Here is a 16,786-nt window from a genome sequence, read left to right as displayed (position 1 = left end):
ATATTTCTTTTACATTAAATAGATTTGAAATATTATATAAATTCGCTTCTCACTTACTAGTTAAACTAGACATTTCCATAGATTTTTGCGTACAACGTTTCATAGCTGAAATGATAGCTGTTCTTAAACCTTTTTCTTCTAGCGTTACTACAGCTTCTATCGTCGTTCCACCTGGAGAACAAACCATATCCTTCAATTCACCTGGATGTATTCCTGTTTCCAATACCATTTTTGCAGAACCTAATACAGCCTGAGCCGCAAATTTATAAGCTTGTTTTCTCGGCATACCGCCAAGTACAGCAGCATCTGCCATGGCTTCTATAAACATATACACATATGCTGGAGAAGAACCACTAATAGATGTAACAACATCCATTAGTTTTTCATTTATGACCTCCGTCTGGCCGAAAATATTAAATATGTTCAGTACCTCTTTTATATCTTTTTCTGTAACCATTTCATTAAAACATAACGCAGACATTCCTTCTCCAACAAGTGCCGGTGTATTAGGCATTACTCTAACAACTTTCAACTTTCAACTTTCTACCAAATTCATTCTCAGTGCTCTTAATACTTTTTCCTGCAGCAATAGTTACAACGATTACATCATTTTTTATTTGATCTTTTATTTGGTTAATTACCGATGAGTATAAATCTGGTTTGATTGATAAAATTAAAATGTCAGCGCTGTTAGCGACTTCATTGTTGTTAGTAGTTATAGTTATGCCATATTCATTACTAGCATTTTTTAAATTAATGACATTTAAATCTGAACAAATTATTTGATCTGGAGAAACTATATTTTTTTAATCATCCCACCTATCATAGCAATACCCATGTTTCCACATCCGATAAAACCTATTTGTTTATTCATAATAATTTGCTCTTGCTCCTTCTACTCTAAATTTTATTGATTTTGAAATTATTATTCTAAATAAGGGCTATTACAATTACTTGGTTTATCAATAGAATTTCAAAATTCTCCTTCCTATATAGAGCTTACATATACCTCTAATAACTTCTTTGCTTTCAGGTGTGAGTCTTACTGCCCGGCAAATAGCGGGATAAAATCATTTCTTTAATCTATAATAAGAAGGACATAAAAAAAACAAAAAGTTACAAAAATTTTCAAATTAAAACTTTTATAACTTTTTGTTTTGATTCAAATATAATTTCAATTAAGGTATCTCATCGTTTTAAACTTGACGCTCCATAATCTTGTATAGTTACATTTATATGATATTTAATCGGTACTTTACTAAATTTTTGATCCCAATCTTTTTTGACTTTCTCCCATGTTCTCGGGTGTTTAATTCTTAATTGGTTGCCAAAACCCGCAATATCGACTTGATATTCTTTTTGTATTTTTTTTGTAACATGATGTACTAAGTGCTTTACTTCTTTTTCAATAGCTTTTTCTTCCTTTTTTAAAAATTCATTTTCAAAATCTTTTCCTGATTGCATCCAATTTTCAGACAAACGCCCTTCTGATTCAATGTTTACATCAAAGGAAATATTATTTCCGTTAACATGTGGTATGATTTTGCTTTTTATTGACTTTATTTCGTATATAATGAGTTTCTTTGATTCTTTATCAAAAGTTTTTACCACACCACCATTCCTTTTTCCGTTTATCCATACTACTCCTTCCAATTCCTGTTCATTTAAAAAGCCCATCAACTTTTTTGTCCTCCCTTTAATTACAGCAGCTCCTGCAAATTTTGTTTCCCCTTTTATCGAGATTATATTTTGCAAAAGAAAACTGGATCCTGACCGCATCTTTCCTTCCAATTTAGCGAGCGATACAGGAGGTAAAATCCTTGTTGTTCTATTTCTATTATCTGCAATTCCAGACAAACGAAATGCTGGAATTTCTCCTTTTTTGTTTGATTCCAGTACCTCCTTCGCTAGCCCCTTACTAATTAAGAGCATACAGCTAAGCCGAACTTCATTGTCACGGAGATACTGTTCAAGTAATTGTTCTAAACTGTATGTACGTACAAGACTATCACTAATAACAATGTTTTTTAAATGTGGGCTGAACATTGTGCTCTCTCTTTTCAATGAAAACTCACGAACAATTTGATGAATGGAATCACCTGTCTCAGAAACATTAATATAACGTTTTTGTTGTCCATTTCCTTTACTTTGTGCTTGCGAACTAACAATTTGATAAGTAGCTGTTATAAGATTTCTTTTAGGATAACCTCCTTCCTCATCTTCTTTCTCAATTGTTGAATTCTTCCCTTTATCTAGTGCTATACCTGCAGTTAAACTCAACTCTTCTACTTCTTTACTGCTCCAACATCCTGTTAAAAATAGAAGCAAAAGCGTCCATAACAAAGCAAAATAGAACCGCATATAATTAAATTTATTTTTCACACTACTCCTCCTTTTAATCGCGTAATAATAAGAAGAAGCAGTGGCAGTAAACCAAATAAAAATAAAGCAGCATTACCGAGCATATCCCCCAATTTAAGCAAGTCATTTATATTTTTCGAAGTCATAGCAATGATGTAAATGATTGGAATCAAAGCAAAAATAAACGGATGAATACTCTTTTTAAAGAGTTGCGCTAATCCTAATGCAGCTGCATAATAACTAATCGTATAGGTAGCAAATATTTGCATAATCCATATTACAAGCAGTAAAGATTCAAAACGTTCAAATATCAATCCAGAAATTTCAAAACTGCGCATAAGGTCAATTGTCGGCCATGTTCTTGTTACAACCCCATCAATTGATAATGCACCAATGACCATTACAACAGTTATTACATAAAAGATTAACGGAATAGAAATTCCAACTAAAATAGCTTTTACTGCTTTATTTCGTTGTTCCATAAATACCAAAAGAATTAACATAATTTCAGGACCTGTATATGCGAGAGACGTTGTTTTTATCCCATCTAATACTGGTTTAATTCCCAAACCTAATACGGGACGGAGATTATCTATCTCGAATATTCCGATGCTCATAAAGGAAATGATTAAAAAAATAAAAACAGTAATAGGAAATATTATTTCAAACATCCGTGCAATTGAATTAATACCACTCATAATCAAATAGAGACCTATCCACATAAAAGGCATAACAATAGCCCATGTGGGGGTTCCTTCGAGCAAAAAAAAGCTTATTACTTCTGCCATTGAACGAATTTGAAATGCTGAAGTTGTAAGAAAATACCCTATAATAAGAAAACTAAGCAACCTGCCTATCCATTTCCCTACAATATCTTGACTGTATTGGTAAAATGTTTTTTCTGGAAACTGCTGACTTAATTTGACCATAATTACTCCTGAAACCATTGCCAGTATTCCACCTAATATCACACTTATCCATACATCTGGTGTTTTCACTTTTTCCACAGATGCTCTAGGCAGAGTGAGAATTCCTGTCCCAAGTATGTAATTTACAATAATAACAACTGCCTGTGAAGTTGTTATTCGGTCTTTAAGTTTAGTAATCACTGAAGGCCACTTCCTTTCGTCATCAGCTACCTTTTGCGGATATTTTTTTGGGTATGCATTATTTTTGGTCGACGTCTCATTATTTTTAATGGCATGCGAACCATAAAATCTTTCCAGTCACTGAATCGATATGGAACAGCAGGACTGGTATAAGGAACGCCAAAACTTTTCAGTTTCACTAAATGACTGCAAAGTAAAAGAAAGAAGAGAATAACTCCATACAAACCAAATATCGCAGCACAAAACATAGCTACAAAACGAAGAATGCGTAACGTAATTCCTACACTATATTGTGGAATAGTAAAAGAAGAAATAGCTGTTACCGCAACAACGATAACCATTATTGGACTAACAATTCCTGCTTCTACGGCAGCTTGACCAATTATTAAACCGCCCACAATTCCCATTGCAGGTCCAATCGGTTTAGGCAGACGTAAACCTGCTTCTCGCAAAACTTCGATAGCTACTTCCATAATTAACGCTTCTATTAAAGCGGGAAAAGGAACTCCTTCTCGCGATCCGATAATAGAAATAGCGAGCTTAGTGGGAATTAATCCTGGATGAAATGAAATAAAAGAAATATACAGTGCTGGAGCAAATAATGAAACAAAAGCTGTCATGAAGCGTAATAAGCGGAGAAGCGTACCAGGAAGCCACCTTTCATAATAATCTTCTGGTGATTGCAGCAGCATACTAAATGTAACTGGAGCAATTAAAACAAATGGTGTTCCATCTAACAAAATAGCTACTCGACCTTCCATTAAAGCACTAATAACACGATCAGGTCGTTCTGTATTTTGAATCTGTGGAAAAGGACTTAGATAATTATCTTCAATGAGTTGCTCTATATAACCAGATTCGAGTACACTGTCTATGTCAATTTTCTGAATTCTGTTTTTTACTTCATCCACCAATTCTGTACTAGCAAGATCTCTAATAAATGCGACAACTAACTCTTTCTTTGCACGTTCTCCTACTGGTAGCTTTACTAATGATAAGCTCTCATCCGCACAATGTCGTCGCAAAAGTGAGGTATTATCACTTAATACTTCAGTAAAACCGACCCGTGGCCCTCTGACTAATGCCTCCGATACTGGTTCTTCAATGTTTCGTTTATTTGCTTTTGTTGTACCAAGAATAAACACATCTGCTAAACCATCAATTAAAAGAGCTGTTGAACCTATCAATACTTTGGGTATTAAATCTTTTATGTAATGGACTTCTGCTACTTCACTAATTGTAAGAACTTTATTTTTAATATATTCTTTTGAAACAGTCCCCTCCACATAAGAAGTTTCATTTTTATATTCATCAGAAAAATCATCCATTAGTAATTTCATAATATGTTTGTCAATTATCTCTTTATCTGATAGGCCATCAACAAAAACGATCCCAGCCTGAATATCTGTGCGTCCAATATTAAACTTCCGAAAGCGAACATCAGAATTATGTCCGATTTGTTGCTTTATAAGTTCTAAGTTAGAGGCAAAATCATTTGTGAAATGAACGATTGCATTTTGAGAAGGTTTATGCTCTTGTTTCGTTTTACTTTGAATATTATTTTTTTTCACTTGTTTGTCTCTTGACTTCCACCAACTCATTCTTCCCACTCTTTCTCTGACATACGAACCCAATGAAAAACTCTTGAGATAGTATACGGAATTAAAAACAAGATAAAAGCTTGTACAAAGACTTTCCAATCTGGAAGATAAGAAGTAATTATGTTCCACATTTTTATCACCCAATTTATATACTCTGCTAGGATTGAGATTTCTAAAAAACGATATGTGCTTAATAAAAAATAACGATAAGATTAAAGAGCAGAAAAGCGATACTTTATGCTTATTTAGTACCAATAACCTAATTAGTATAAAAACATTTCTGACCTAAAATACCATTTCCAATTATAATTTGTTAAATATTATCTCCTTTTCCGTTATTTATATGCCCGCATTTGAATTTCAAATAATATAAGGATCAATGATATTTCCTCTTAAAGAAAAAAAGATGCTAGAAGATAGCATCTTTTTTTAAATTCAACTTACTATGTATTTATATTTTATTGTGAAAATACTCGTTTTTTTTAATGAATATTAATGTTTAAAAAAATAAAAAATACATATTCTTTTGTTCTAAGTTCATACACTTCTACCAAATCGATACGGAATTTTCTGATTTTAAAATCAATATGAAATAAAGGAAAATACTCTCTTAGAAAAACTATATAAAACAAATAACATGAAAACAATTATCAATCTAGCAATTGAAAATAATAATTAGCAAGAGTTTATCATCTTAACTCCAGGTGTATTCGTTTTGCTTCAAAATAAAGAACTTGAATAAATTTTTTCGTATCAATACGAGCAGGTAATGTTGGTTCATTATTCAATTCTGTCATCTTTCTCCTTACGGTAGTAAAATCAAAAAATCTAGAAGCATAATTTTCGAACTTCGGGTTTAAAAAATCAGTAAGTCCAAGGGATGCTAAATGGTTTAATGATTGATAAATAGCTCTCCGAATCCGTTGTTTGGAAGCTTCTATGAACCTTTTTAATTCGGCATCTTCAGCTGAATCCCCAAGTTTTTTTTGAGCCAAATTCATAAAAATCTCTTTTAGTGAGGGAAAGCCTTGTTCCAACGTGTTATCTTGTTCATATTTATATAAATAATCTAGCATATCCATTAAATCTTTACTTCCACTTTCACTGGCTATTCCTAATTCAGACAAAAGAAAATGAATGAAATTTTGAAAATGATTGAAAGTATTTAAATGTTTTTCATTACGGTATTTTTCTTGCACACTTGAATTACTATCCAATTTTAGTACCATATTAAGCGATTCTTGAATGTTTTTTATTGATTTTTCCAAACGAATTCGTTCAATGACTTTCCGAACAACTGTTAATACTTCAATCCGGTTAATTGGCTTAATAATATAGTATTCAACACCAAGCGAATAAGCTTCAGCAATTAATTCTTTTGATTCTACTTGAGAGACCATGATGATTTTCCCTTTAAACGAAGGCTTTATTTGACGAATTGTTTTTATTCCATCTTGATTCGGCATTAACAAATCGATAAATAAAATGTCTATATTTTTAAGGATTACCATTTGTTGCTCTAAAGATAAACCATCCTCAGCTTCTCCTATAACCTCCCCAAGATCTTCATCCTCGATAATTTGAGCCAACATTGAGCGAACCGCTTTTTCATCATCTACTATATAAAAATACATAGAATCACCCTTTCGAAATTATATGATCAATCCCTAATCTAATTATAAAAATTGATCCTTTTCCTTCGGTTCTGTCCCCAAGCGTAACATCACCTTCAAGTTGTGCGACCATTTCTTTAACATACGATAATCCGATACCTGTCGATGGATTGCCTAAATCATCATATTTAGAAGTAAACCCAGGCTCAAAAATTGAATCTTTATATTTTGAAGAAATACCAGGACCATTATCGCCTATTTGAAATTCAACAAAATGGTGGTCTTTATTAATGTCAATTGTGATGGTTCCCATACCTTGGATAGCTTCTACAGCGTTTGTAACGATATTATTTATAATAGATAAGATTGTATAAATATGATAATGAGGATGCACACCATCAATTTTATACACAAATTGGATATCTTTCTCTAACAACTGTGCATATTTCGTATTTGCCCGTATAATGATATTTACTAGTTCATGTACAGACATATAATCTGTAAAACTTTCATCAGAAATTAGTTTTGAAAGTCCCGCAAAAATACGTTGGTTATCCTTTTTAACGTCATGGACCTCACCAGCAATTTGTAATGCCTGTTGCCTTAAATCCTCAAACTGAAAATCCATCTGTTTATGCTCAAAAGAGTCTAAAGTTTTATATAAATCATAGGATTTTTTTGTTATATTCTCAGCATCTTGTAATGTTTTTTTTAAATGAACAGCATCTTCATATAAATTAGAGATGAGCATGAGCATATGTTCATTGTAACTACTCAGCTTAGTTAAACAAAAAAGCATGCCAAATACATGTTTCCTGTTCGAAAACATGAAAAAGAACACACTCCGATAAGAGAAAGAATCTATATGAAATAGAAACATTCTCTTACGAAAGAGTGGTATTCCAAGGAACCGTTCCGGTTTTTAACACCTGACTTATCGCTTGTAATACTGATTGATTTTGTTTTTTCATGGTGCTCATAAAACTACGTATGTGGCAAAATGATTCTGCACCTTCCTTACTTCGAAACGTCCCAGACACTTTTTGTTTGACTTTCGTCATCCGAATATCTCGCTCCGCTTGATTGTTATCAAATGGAATATCTGGACTTTCTAAGAACGCTAGAATTCTGTCCGCATACTTAGCAAAGCGATTCCATAAATTTTGAGAAGGCGTCTGTTTTCTTTTCTTTTTTTGTTCTGCAGAAGGCACCTGTTTGCCTTTCAATATGGCCTGGTATGCGGCAAACAGATTCTTTTTCTCTATTTCTGGAATATTTCCCTTGTATTGCTTTTTTATTGTCAAAGCTTGTGTAAGGAATTCTTTCATTTGTTGTGCCCATGTTTCTCCGGTACTATCTATAATCCCTTGCAAATCTCGCAAGAGATGGGCATTACATAAAACATGACGACAATCTGTATACACATCATACGGTTTCCACCCATCATGCATAGCAATTCCAGAAAAAGAAGGCAAGATTTCACCTGCATCCATCGCTTCTTTTCCGCGTTTTTCATGAATATGTTGAAATGTCACCTCCGGTGTACTCGCAGTATGTAACCATTGTGTTTTATTTTCTACTCGCATACCGGTTTCATCAAAATGGACAACAGAAGACTGCAGAATCTGTTCTTTTACTTCTTCGAGAAACGGCCGCAATTGAGCAGAAAAAGCATGGGTATGATTGACTAACGTCCCTTCGCTTATCGAATGTCCAAAACAATCTTGAAAGAATTCTTTTGTTCGTTTCAAAGAAAGGCATTGATAATGTGTTAAATAAGGAATCAGTGTTTTTATATTTGGACCATATTGAACAGGACGAGAGACAGTAGAGGGAAACTGGGATTCTTGGATAGAATGGCAATGTGGGCACTCTTTTTGTTCCACTTTATGTTCTGTGACTTCTATCAGGATAGGTGGTAAATCATACACTTGGCGAATGCGGTATCCTTTTACAGGTTCATGTTTTAAGGACGTGTGACAACAAATACAATGCGTAGGAGAATAGGTAATCATATTGTCAGGAGTCGTTGTCAAATGAAGTGTATGTCCTTTGTGGCCCAACTGGCCACCGGTTTGACGCTGGGATGATTTTCGCAAACTTTTTGTAATAGGCTTACGAAAACCATCTGTAGAGGGTGGTTTATGACTATTTGTAGAGTTTTTTTTTGAACGATTTTCTAATTCTTCTATACGCTCTTTTAAATTCTGTATTTGACTTTCTAATTGATGAACAAAATCGTAAATAGCTTGAGGTCCCTTTTGATAGACAGCTAGAATTTCTTGTTTTTTCAACATAAATACCACCTCCTTGTCTGATATATCTAGTATTCACACAAAAAGTACATATCAGACTAGTAAATGAAAAAAGCCTCCGTGAGGAAGCTGAGTAGTTACTGTTCATTTTGTTTCTTTATATGTCGCTCCCTTGATTGTGCTTCATACAATTTCATCATATTGAAAAAGCTTAGAACTATAAAACTATGGGAACATGCGATAACAATGATCTCATTTATTGCCTCGGATGTGATCGATGTTTTTAATACGAAATATTGAATCATTAATTCCACACAGTCTGACAGTATTTCAATCATGCAACCAATAAAACCAATCATTAGTGGTTGATGATAAAAACGTTTGATTTTTGCTAAATGAAAGAGATACGAATAAGTAAAATAAAAGAAAAAACTAGGATAGTGAGTATGAAAAGCGGCTAGCCAATCCATATTTTCCTTTATAATGACATCCATTGAGATACGAAATACTACCACGACTATCGCTGTTAAAAAACCCGGTAAAAATGCTGGAAATCGTCGAAACAATAATAAAAAAAAGAAAAATGTTGGTGCACCAAAGCTCATTCTAAATGTTTCATTTAAAGGAAATGACTTTATTTCACCTACTAAGGGTACTGTAAGTATCATTAAAACGAGAATATAGATGTCTTTTTTTACTAAATTACTAAGATTCAAAATAATCACTTCTCACTTTCGCCTAACAGTCAGTATACAAACCTATTTGCATTAATACAATACTTACTCTATTTTTTTCAAAAACTGATAAATAAGTTATAAACGAAAGCATTATAGATTGTGAGTATTCATTACACTCTTCTACTTAAGAAAGATACTTTATAACTCAAAAATGTTCAGACACAATATAAGGTCTGAACACTTTTGGACTCGCTCTAACACCAAAATATCTGTGCTCCTTTTTAAAATATACTTAAATCCCATTCTTTTGCAATATGTTCTAACAACATAATTCCTGGTAAACTATTCCCATACTCATCAATGGCTGGTCCGTAAATACCAATACCACATCCATCTTGAAACGATAAATCCTTCCTAGATTTTGAGGGAACAAGTGTCATAATTCCGCCGGATACCCCACTCTTAGCTGGTAATCCAATGAAAGCAGCAAATTTTCCAGAAGCGTTGTACATTCCACAAGTAAGCATTAAAGCTTTTGTTAACCTAGCTACTTCTTTAGGGAGCACTTGTTCTTTGCGAATAGGATGATATCCATCATGTGCTAGTATAAGCCCTATTAAGGCAATATCTTCTGTATTTATTTCAATCGAACATTGTTTTAAGTAAACCTCTAGTGTCTCCTCCACATCTGATTCTAGAAAACCATTCTCCTTTAAATAGTATGCTAATGCTCTATTACGATGAGCCGTTTCCCATTCTGATTGAAATACTATTTCATTAATAGCGGGACGCTTCTCTATCATTTTTTCAATTAATACGCATAGAGATTCTAATTTTTCTTGCACCGATGTCCCTGGCAAAAGTGAAGCTATCGTAATCGCTCCAGCATTGATCATAGGATTAAAAGGTTTTCCTGGTTTATGTATCTCTAAACGAATAATTGAATTAAAGGCATCTCCAGTTGGCTCTACGTCAACTCGTTCTAATACATAAGAAATACCGCGACTTAAACAAGCGGCTATAAAACCGATTACTTTTGATATACTTTGTAATGTGAAAGGTATCTCCCAATCTCCTGATTTTATCATTGTTCCATCTGGCTTTACTATACAAATACCTAACTGCGATACATTTATTTCCCCCAGAGCGGGAATATAACTGGCGCTTCGTCCCTTAGCTGCATACGCTCGATAATGAGCTACCCATTGATCTAAGCAAACTTTTTCTTGCCCCTCAACTTGAACGCTAGAATCCTTTATCATTTAATAATATTCCCCCGTACTATTAACTTTATATAGAATGATTTTTTCTTTACTATAATCAATAATATTTGCACTAGAACCAAGAAAAATATTCAGACATATTGCAGTCTGAATATCCTTCTTATTACACACTTTTCTTTTTTGAAGTTTTCTCATAACTATCCCAACATTCAATATTTTCAAGTCCTTTAATGTTTTCTTTATAAAAAATAGGATCTTTACCAGCTTTTTTCTGGTTTATATAATCTTGTAACGCCGCAAATGCTACTTTTGAAAGTAAGGTAATAGCAATTAAATTAATAATAACCATAAAGCCCATAAATAAGTCCGCTAAATCCCATACAATTTGAATCTTTGCAACAGAACCAAATACAATCATAGCCAACACACTTATTCTGTATATCATTAACCACACTTTACTTGTATGTAAGAAGCGAATGTTTGTTTCACCATAATAATAGTTGCCAATTAACGCACCAAATCCAAATAAAAAAACAAAGATAGCAAGACAACCCGATGCCCAAGGGCCTATGTGTTCACTTAATGCTGCTTGTGTAAGTGCAATACCATTTAACCCCGGTTGTTTATATGCATCAGACAGCAAAATAATAAAGGCGGTGCTAGTACAAATGATTAGTGTATCCGTTAATACACCAAATGCTTGAATCAGTCCTTGTTTCACCGGATGACTTGTTGTTGCTGTTGCAGCAACGTTTGGTGCACTTCCCATACCAGCTTCATTTGAGAATAAACCGCGTTTAACTCCATTCATAAGTGCTGCACCAATTGAACCGCCTGCTATTTGTTTAAAACCAAATGCGTTTTGAACAATAAGAGAAAGAACTTCCGGCATTTTTGATATGTTGGTAACTACAACAAATAATGCAACTCCAATGTATAATACCGCTAAAAATACCACCTTGTATTCAGCCATTTTTGCAATACGTTGTACACCACCAAAAATAATCGCAGCGAAAGCAATGGCCATGATTATCCCAACTGTTAGACGATCTGTACCAAATGAGTTTTGAAAAGCAATTGTAACTGTATTTGATTGTACTGAATTGAATACAAGTCCAAAAGTAATTGTGATTAAAATAGAGAATAATACTCCCATCCAACGTTTATTCAACCCTTTTTCCATATAATAGGATGGACCACCGCGGAAACCAGTTTTATCTTTTACTTTATATATCTGTGCTAATGTGCTTTCGACAAAACTAGATGCCGAGCTAATAATAGAAATAATCCACATCCAAAATACAGCTCCAGGACCACCTAATGCAATTGCAATCGCAATTCCTGTAATATTCCCTGTCCCAACGCGGGCTGCCATACCAATACAAAACGCTTGAAAAGGAGAGATTTGATCTTTAGAACCACTTTTCCCCTCCATTAATACACGGACCATCTCTTTTAACATTCGAAACTGTACAAAATTCAATTTAAATGTAAAATAAATTCCGCAAATAACAAGCATAATAATTAACAATTTAGACCATAAAAAATCATTTGTTGATCCGACTAACTCTACAAAAAACCTTTCCATATCATCACTCCATGCCAAAGTTTATATATTATAATTTATATAAAATCACCTATATTTCCTGGTATAAATACCTCTTTCATATTCAAATACAACAAGGATAAAAATTTTCTATATTAATCGGATTGGCCTGTTTAAGCAAACAGCACAACATGTAACCGTAAAACTGAAATTTTGAAGTACTTAACGCTTATACAAACGGATGCTCTACCCCTTTCTGCAAACTAATATTTTTATCCACTAACATTGTTGTACTATTATGTTTGTTTCGTTTACCGGTGATTTAAATCATAAAATCAATAGTGATTAACTGGTTATTTGTTAATTTTCTCAAGAACATGGAAATATCTCCTTTCTCACTACTAATCTCAAAAATAGGCTAGATAAAAAATTTATAGAAAAACTATGAAGCGCTTTCAATCTTCAACTAAGAGAAGCTTGTCTTTAATTTATAATTAAAAGTACAGAATGTTACGAAAAAGTACAGATTTTTATAAAAACAAAAAAATATTTTAAGATTTTTCATCTAAAAAAACAGTGAGATTTTGTGAATTTTATACAGTATCCAAACGTCGCGGATGCTGTTCTACCTTACCTCTGACAAGCCTCTATTTTCTTCATAAAAACATGCATATTTTTTCTCTTTTAGAAGTTCATATAAAGTATTTGAAATCAAGAATCAATGGAATATTATAAGAATATTAAAAAAATAAAACATTTAATTTATTTATGTTATCATACAAAAAACATTTGTTTTCTCAATTAATCCCCCTAGTTGGATTCGTCTATATTGCACATATTTACAACAGGAAAGACACTAAGAAAAAAAGATTTTGTTGAAGGGATGAAACATTACAAAACTCTTATTTAGGACCTTATGACATCCTCTTTTCTAGCAATATCGAGTTATCCCAAAAAACGTATATTTACTAACATAGATTACAGGTGGTGTATTGTGAAAGAAATAGTATTCGTTCAAAATAAAAAAAGACTCCTTATGAAATTCGAATTTTTAAAAAAGGATTTAGTGCTTACCATTTCACTGATACTAGCAATTGTAAGCTGCTTAATACATTCGCCAAAGATCGAATATATTAACTTTGAAGTGTTAATTAGCTTATTTAATCTGATGGTAGCCATTAAGGCCTTGGAACAGCTAAAGATATTAGACAAACTTGCCGTTGCGATTTTAAATAAATGCAATAACAGCAGGTCAATATCTATTATTCTAATTTTGTTATGCTTTATTTGCTCCATGTTTGTAACAAATGATGTTGCTCTCCTCACTTTTGTACCAATAACACTTGTCATTAGTAAAAAAACACAAATGAACATGATGGAGACAATCATCCTGCAGACAATTGCAGCAAACATCGGTAGTAGCTTGATGCCTATGGGAAACCCACAAAATTTATACCTATATTCTTACTATGGAATTAAGCTCATCCCATTTTTAGGTTCAATTCTGCTTTTAGCTGTACTTGGAATTAGTTTATTATTTATATTTACTCAAAAACTTCAAAAAACAGATTTGAAAATAGAACTACCTGTTATTACCGTGAAAAATCGAAAAAAAGCTACCGTCTGGATTTTGATACTTATTACTATCATTGCATCTATTTTTGGTGTTATTAATTATTACATCGCGCTAATAGTCACACTGATAGCAGCATTTACGTTAGATAGAAACTTACTATTTAAGATCGATTACTTTCTTCTAATAACCTTTGTCTGTTTTTTTATTTTTATCGGAAACATTTCCCATTCCGATGCACTGGGGACATTTGCTCGCGCTAATTTAAGAGGAGATACTTCAGTCTTCTTTAGTTCCATATTTTTGAGTCAATTGATTAGCAATTTTCCTACTTCAATTCTTCTATCAAACTTTACTTCTGATTGGAAAGCTTTATTACTAGGAGTAAATATTGGAGGGCTTGGAACAATTATCGCATCTTTAGCCAGTGTAATCTCCTATAAACTATTCATTCAGGCCAATGTTAAAGAGAGTAAGGCATATTTAATTAAATTTAGCATTTACAACTTTTCATTTTTAATCATACTTACATGTATACAATACTTTATCTTTAAATTTCTAAAAATTTTTTAAAAAATTGATTCCTTTAGAAAAACCCAAATTTCTCAGCATTAAATTGAGAAATTTGGGTTTTAATATAGGTATGTTTAAAGAGCTACAACAAAGTTACCATCAATTTAATATTTTGAGATGTTCCCAAAGCGAAAACCTTTTAGCTTTTACGTTATTTAATAGAGTTCGGTTCATTTTTTATGCACTCAGTTATATAATAAATGACTGAATTTATAGGGTAATAACTTTCAATTAATAATAGAAATATAACTTATTACAATGTTATTTCATTTTTGAAGTCCTCTTCACAAAATCTTTAATGTCCCTCAATTTTTTTCCGCTAATATTATCTTTGATCGTTGAATCTATTTCAATTTCTAATTTTGCAAATGCTGCTCCTACACAATTATAGATACTTGATCCAAAAGCAAGATGTCTTGCAGTACCACTAAATGCCTTTTTAATATCAATGTCAGGACGATAAACGGTGAATTTATCAAACCTTTCAAATACGTTAGAGTCACAATTTGTTGCACCAATCATACAGTAGTATCCACATAACTAGTTACATTCTCCTTTTTCTATTGTTAATAGCTTCGTAATAAAAGCTGTTAAACAGCAAAAGTGCGAAGTCTTAAATTAGACTTCGCACCTTATACAAATTTACAATCCGTGACGATACCAACACAAATGCAATACTATATACATAATCACTCATTATATGTGTTGCTCTTTTAATTGGCCAATGTATAAACAAATCCTTTTACTTAGCCATCCTTCATGATTGGCTTGATTGTTTCTAGATACTTAATCCCTCTATACTCATTTCAAGCGGTAATCCATTCCGATGGAAATTACAAATGACAAAATTTATCCGTTTTTCCTACTTGCTAAATTCAGCAAGTAAAATGTTTTTAAAAAATTCCGGGTTATTAATGTTTAAACTGTTCGAATTGATAGCGAGTATATGTTTACCTCCAAGTGTTCCACCAACAAAAGTGGAAAAGCCTGGAACGGCCCCCCTGTGTCCCCATACCGAGACACCGTTCGGAAGCTTAATTTCAAGGATTCCAAGACCATATCCGGTTCCCTCTCTATTTGTAGGAACTGTAGTAAGCATTTGTTTTAACTGCTGTTCCTTCAGTAATTTGCCACCTAGTAAGTAAGAGAAGAATTTGCTTAAGTCGTCAGCAGTAGAAATCATATCTCCATCCGAGCTACCTGGGTTAATATAAGTAACGTCTTTTAGCTCACTCGCTCCGTCTAGTTGCAAATAGCCACGGGCATGCTTAGTCCCTGGAATCACGCTTGAATTGCCAGGTAGGAATGTATTTGACAAATCAAGCGGTTTAATAATCCGATTTTCAACCTCTTCGGCATAACTGTTGCCAGTTACTTTTTCAATAAGGATCCCCAGTAATACGTATCCTGTGTTTGAATAAGACCAACCCTTTCCTGGGGCAAAGTCTGGGGGAAGTGAAATCCCCATCTTTACAAATTCTTCAGCCGTATACGATTTTTTTATATCCGTAATATCAAAGTCTTTTGAATTTATATAGTCAGCAATACCACTTGTATGATTCAATATTTGCCGGATAGTAATCTGGTTACCATCATATCCGTTTCCTTGAATCACACCAGGTAACCATTTTTCAATTGAGTCGTCTAGATTCAAACGGTTCTCTCCAGATAATTGAAGTAGAACTGTTGCAATGAACGTTTTCGTCACACTGCCAATGCGAAAGCGAAAATCTGCTTTCATTGGTTTCTTAGTTCTCAAATCCGCTATCCCAGCACTATAACTCCAAGTTTTACCCCCCTTAGAAATTTGAGCGAGTATTCCCGGGTATCCAAGTTGCAGTTCATCTCGCATTGCTTTCTTAACGGAAGTACGATCGCTTTTCGTACTTGTTTGTAACGAACTAGATACATTTTTCGTAGGTTCTGCTTTTACAATTGATGTTGGTGTTATGTATAACAGGGAACTTCCAGCTATTAAAAGTGCTAGACTTGCACATGTAATTTTACTGCGTGTTTTCATAAAGAATTCCTCTCGTATATTAATATTTAAGCCCTATCTCAGGCTTAGTTTTTCTCTCTAATAAGAGTCCAGTAATAAAGAAAATACTTGGACGTCTCAAGATATTTCTAGATAATGGTCTTAGGATCATTTGGGACAATTCTGTATTCCCCTGTGGATTTACCACACGAAAAGAGTGTTTCTCAGTGAACGCGCGGGGCTCCCTACTCGCAGGCTGAGCAGCCTGATCCTCGAA

10 protein-coding genes and 3 pseudogenes are annotated in these 16,786 nt (G+C 33.3%); 1 reads left to right on the top strand and 12 read right to left on the bottom strand.

The window, feature by feature from the left end:
• Positions 1-49: 49 nt before the first annotated feature.
• From proC to MHI28_RS01160, 10 genes and pseudogenes are all read right to left on the bottom strand, one after another.
• Positions 50-874, bottom strand: a pseudogene (proC, locus tag MHI28_RS01205) (pyrroline-5-carboxylate reductase).
• Positions 875-1,188: 314 nt separating this feature from the next.
• Positions 1,189-2,382, bottom strand: a complete 1,194-nt coding sequence (locus MHI28_RS01200) for a Ger(x)C family spore germination protein (RefSeq protein ID WP_000790794.1) — start codon at positions 2,380-2,382, stop codon at positions 1,189-1,191.
• On the bottom strand, positions 2,379-3,470 hold the full coding sequence (locus MHI28_RS01195; protein WP_000628928.1) for a spore germination protein: 1,092 nt from the start codon (positions 3,468-3,470) through the stop codon (positions 2,379-2,381). The genes MHI28_RS01200 and MHI28_RS01195 overlap by 4 nt, the downstream gene beginning before the upstream one ends.
• Before the next feature lie 26 nt (positions 3,471-3,496).
• The gene (locus MHI28_RS01190; protein WP_000119224.1) at positions 3,497-5,071 is read right to left on the bottom strand and encodes a spore germination protein; all 1,575 of its coding nucleotides are present in this window, start codon (positions 5,069-5,071) and stop codon (positions 3,497-3,499) included.
• Between the two features lie 689 nt (positions 5,072-5,760).
• Positions 5,761-6,705 (bottom strand): response regulator, encoded by a 945-nt coding sequence (locus MHI28_RS01185; RefSeq protein ID WP_340827565.1) that lies wholly within the window; start codon positions 6,703-6,705, stop codon positions 5,761-5,763.
• Positions 6,706-6,709: 4 nt separating this feature from the next.
• Positions 6,710-7,462, bottom strand: a pseudogene (locus MHI28_RS01180) (sensor histidine kinase); the annotation flags it as partial.
• 106 nt (positions 7,463-7,568) lie between these two features.
• A complete protein-coding gene (tnpC, locus tag MHI28_RS01175) occupies positions 7,569-8,981 on the bottom strand; it encodes an IS66 family transposase (RefSeq protein WP_197233369.1) in 1,413 nt (470 codons plus the stop codon).
• A 101-nt stretch (positions 8,982-9,082) separates the two neighbouring features.
• A pseudogene (locus tag MHI28_RS01170) lies at positions 9,083-9,664 on the bottom strand (ATP-binding protein); the annotation flags it as partial.
• Positions 9,665-9,897: 233 nt separating this feature from the next.
• A complete protein-coding gene (glsA, locus tag MHI28_RS01165; RefSeq protein WP_000588646.1) occupies positions 9,898-10,878 on the bottom strand; it encodes a glutaminase GlsA in 981 nt (326 codons plus the stop codon).
• 124 nt (positions 10,879-11,002) lie between these two features.
• Positions 11,003-12,427: an alanine/glycine:cation symporter family protein gene (locus MHI28_RS01160; RefSeq protein ID WP_000439283.1), complete on the bottom strand. Its 1,425-nt coding sequence runs from the start codon at positions 12,425-12,427 to the stop codon at positions 11,003-11,005.
• Between the two features lie 952 nt (positions 12,428-13,379).
• On the opposite strand from MHI28_RS01160, the gene MHI28_RS01155 reads away from it, so the two are divergent.
• The gene (locus MHI28_RS01155) at positions 13,380-14,531 is read left to right on the top strand and encodes an anion transporter (RefSeq protein ID WP_000659290.1); all 1,152 of its coding nucleotides are present in this window, start codon (positions 13,380-13,382) and stop codon (positions 14,529-14,531) included.
• 261 nt (positions 14,532-14,792) lie between these two features.
• Here MHI28_RS01155 and MHI28_RS01150 read toward each other — a convergent pair whose 3' ends face one another.
• Both MHI28_RS01150 and MHI28_RS01145 read right to left on the bottom strand, forming a co-directional pair.
• On the bottom strand, positions 14,793-15,053 hold the full coding sequence (locus MHI28_RS01150; RefSeq protein WP_000578627.1) for a hypothetical protein: 261 nt from the start codon (positions 15,051-15,053) through the stop codon (positions 14,793-14,795).
• A 340-nt stretch (positions 15,054-15,393) separates the two neighbouring features.
• A complete protein-coding gene (locus tag MHI28_RS01145) occupies positions 15,394-16,551 on the bottom strand; it encodes a serine hydrolase domain-containing protein (RefSeq protein WP_340827563.1) in 1,158 nt (385 codons plus the stop codon).
• Positions 16,552-16,786 lie beyond the last annotated feature (235 nt).

Origin of the sequence: Bacillus sp. FSL K6-0268 (assembly GCF_038005425.1) — a bacterium.
GTDB lineage: Bacteria > Bacillota > Bacilli > Bacillales > Bacillaceae_G > Bacillus_A > Bacillus_A thuringiensis_S.
This window is presented reverse-complemented; position numbering and strand designations above follow the sequence as displayed.

Excerpts from the sequence above, each read along its gene's own strand:
- glsA (WP_000588646.1), bottom strand. The coding sequence starts at position 10,878 with ATGATAAAGGATTCTAGCGTTCAAGTTGAGGGGCAAGAAAAAGTTTGC.
- MHI28_RS01145 (WP_340827563.1), bottom strand. The coding sequence starts at position 16,551 with ATGAAAACACGCAGTAAAATTACATGTGCAAGTCTAGCACTTTTAATA.
- MHI28_RS01150 (WP_000578627.1), bottom strand. The coding sequence starts at position 15,053 with ATGATTGGTGCAACAAATTGTGACTCTAACGTATTTGAAAGGTTTGAT.
- tnpC (WP_197233369.1), bottom strand. The coding sequence starts at position 8,981 with ATGTTGAAAAAACAAGAAATTCTAGCTGTCTATCAAAAGGGACCTCAA.
- MHI28_RS01190 (WP_000119224.1), bottom strand. The coding sequence starts at position 5,071 with ATGAGTTGGTGGAAGTCAAGAGACAAACAAGTGAAAAAAAATAATATT.
- MHI28_RS01185 (WP_340827565.1), bottom strand. The coding sequence starts at position 6,705 with ATGTATTTTTATATAGTAGATGATGAAAAAGCGGTTCGCTCAATGTTG.
- MHI28_RS01160 (WP_000439283.1), bottom strand. The coding sequence starts at position 12,427 with ATGGAAAGGTTTTTTGTAGAGTTAGTCGGATCAACAAATGATTTTTTA.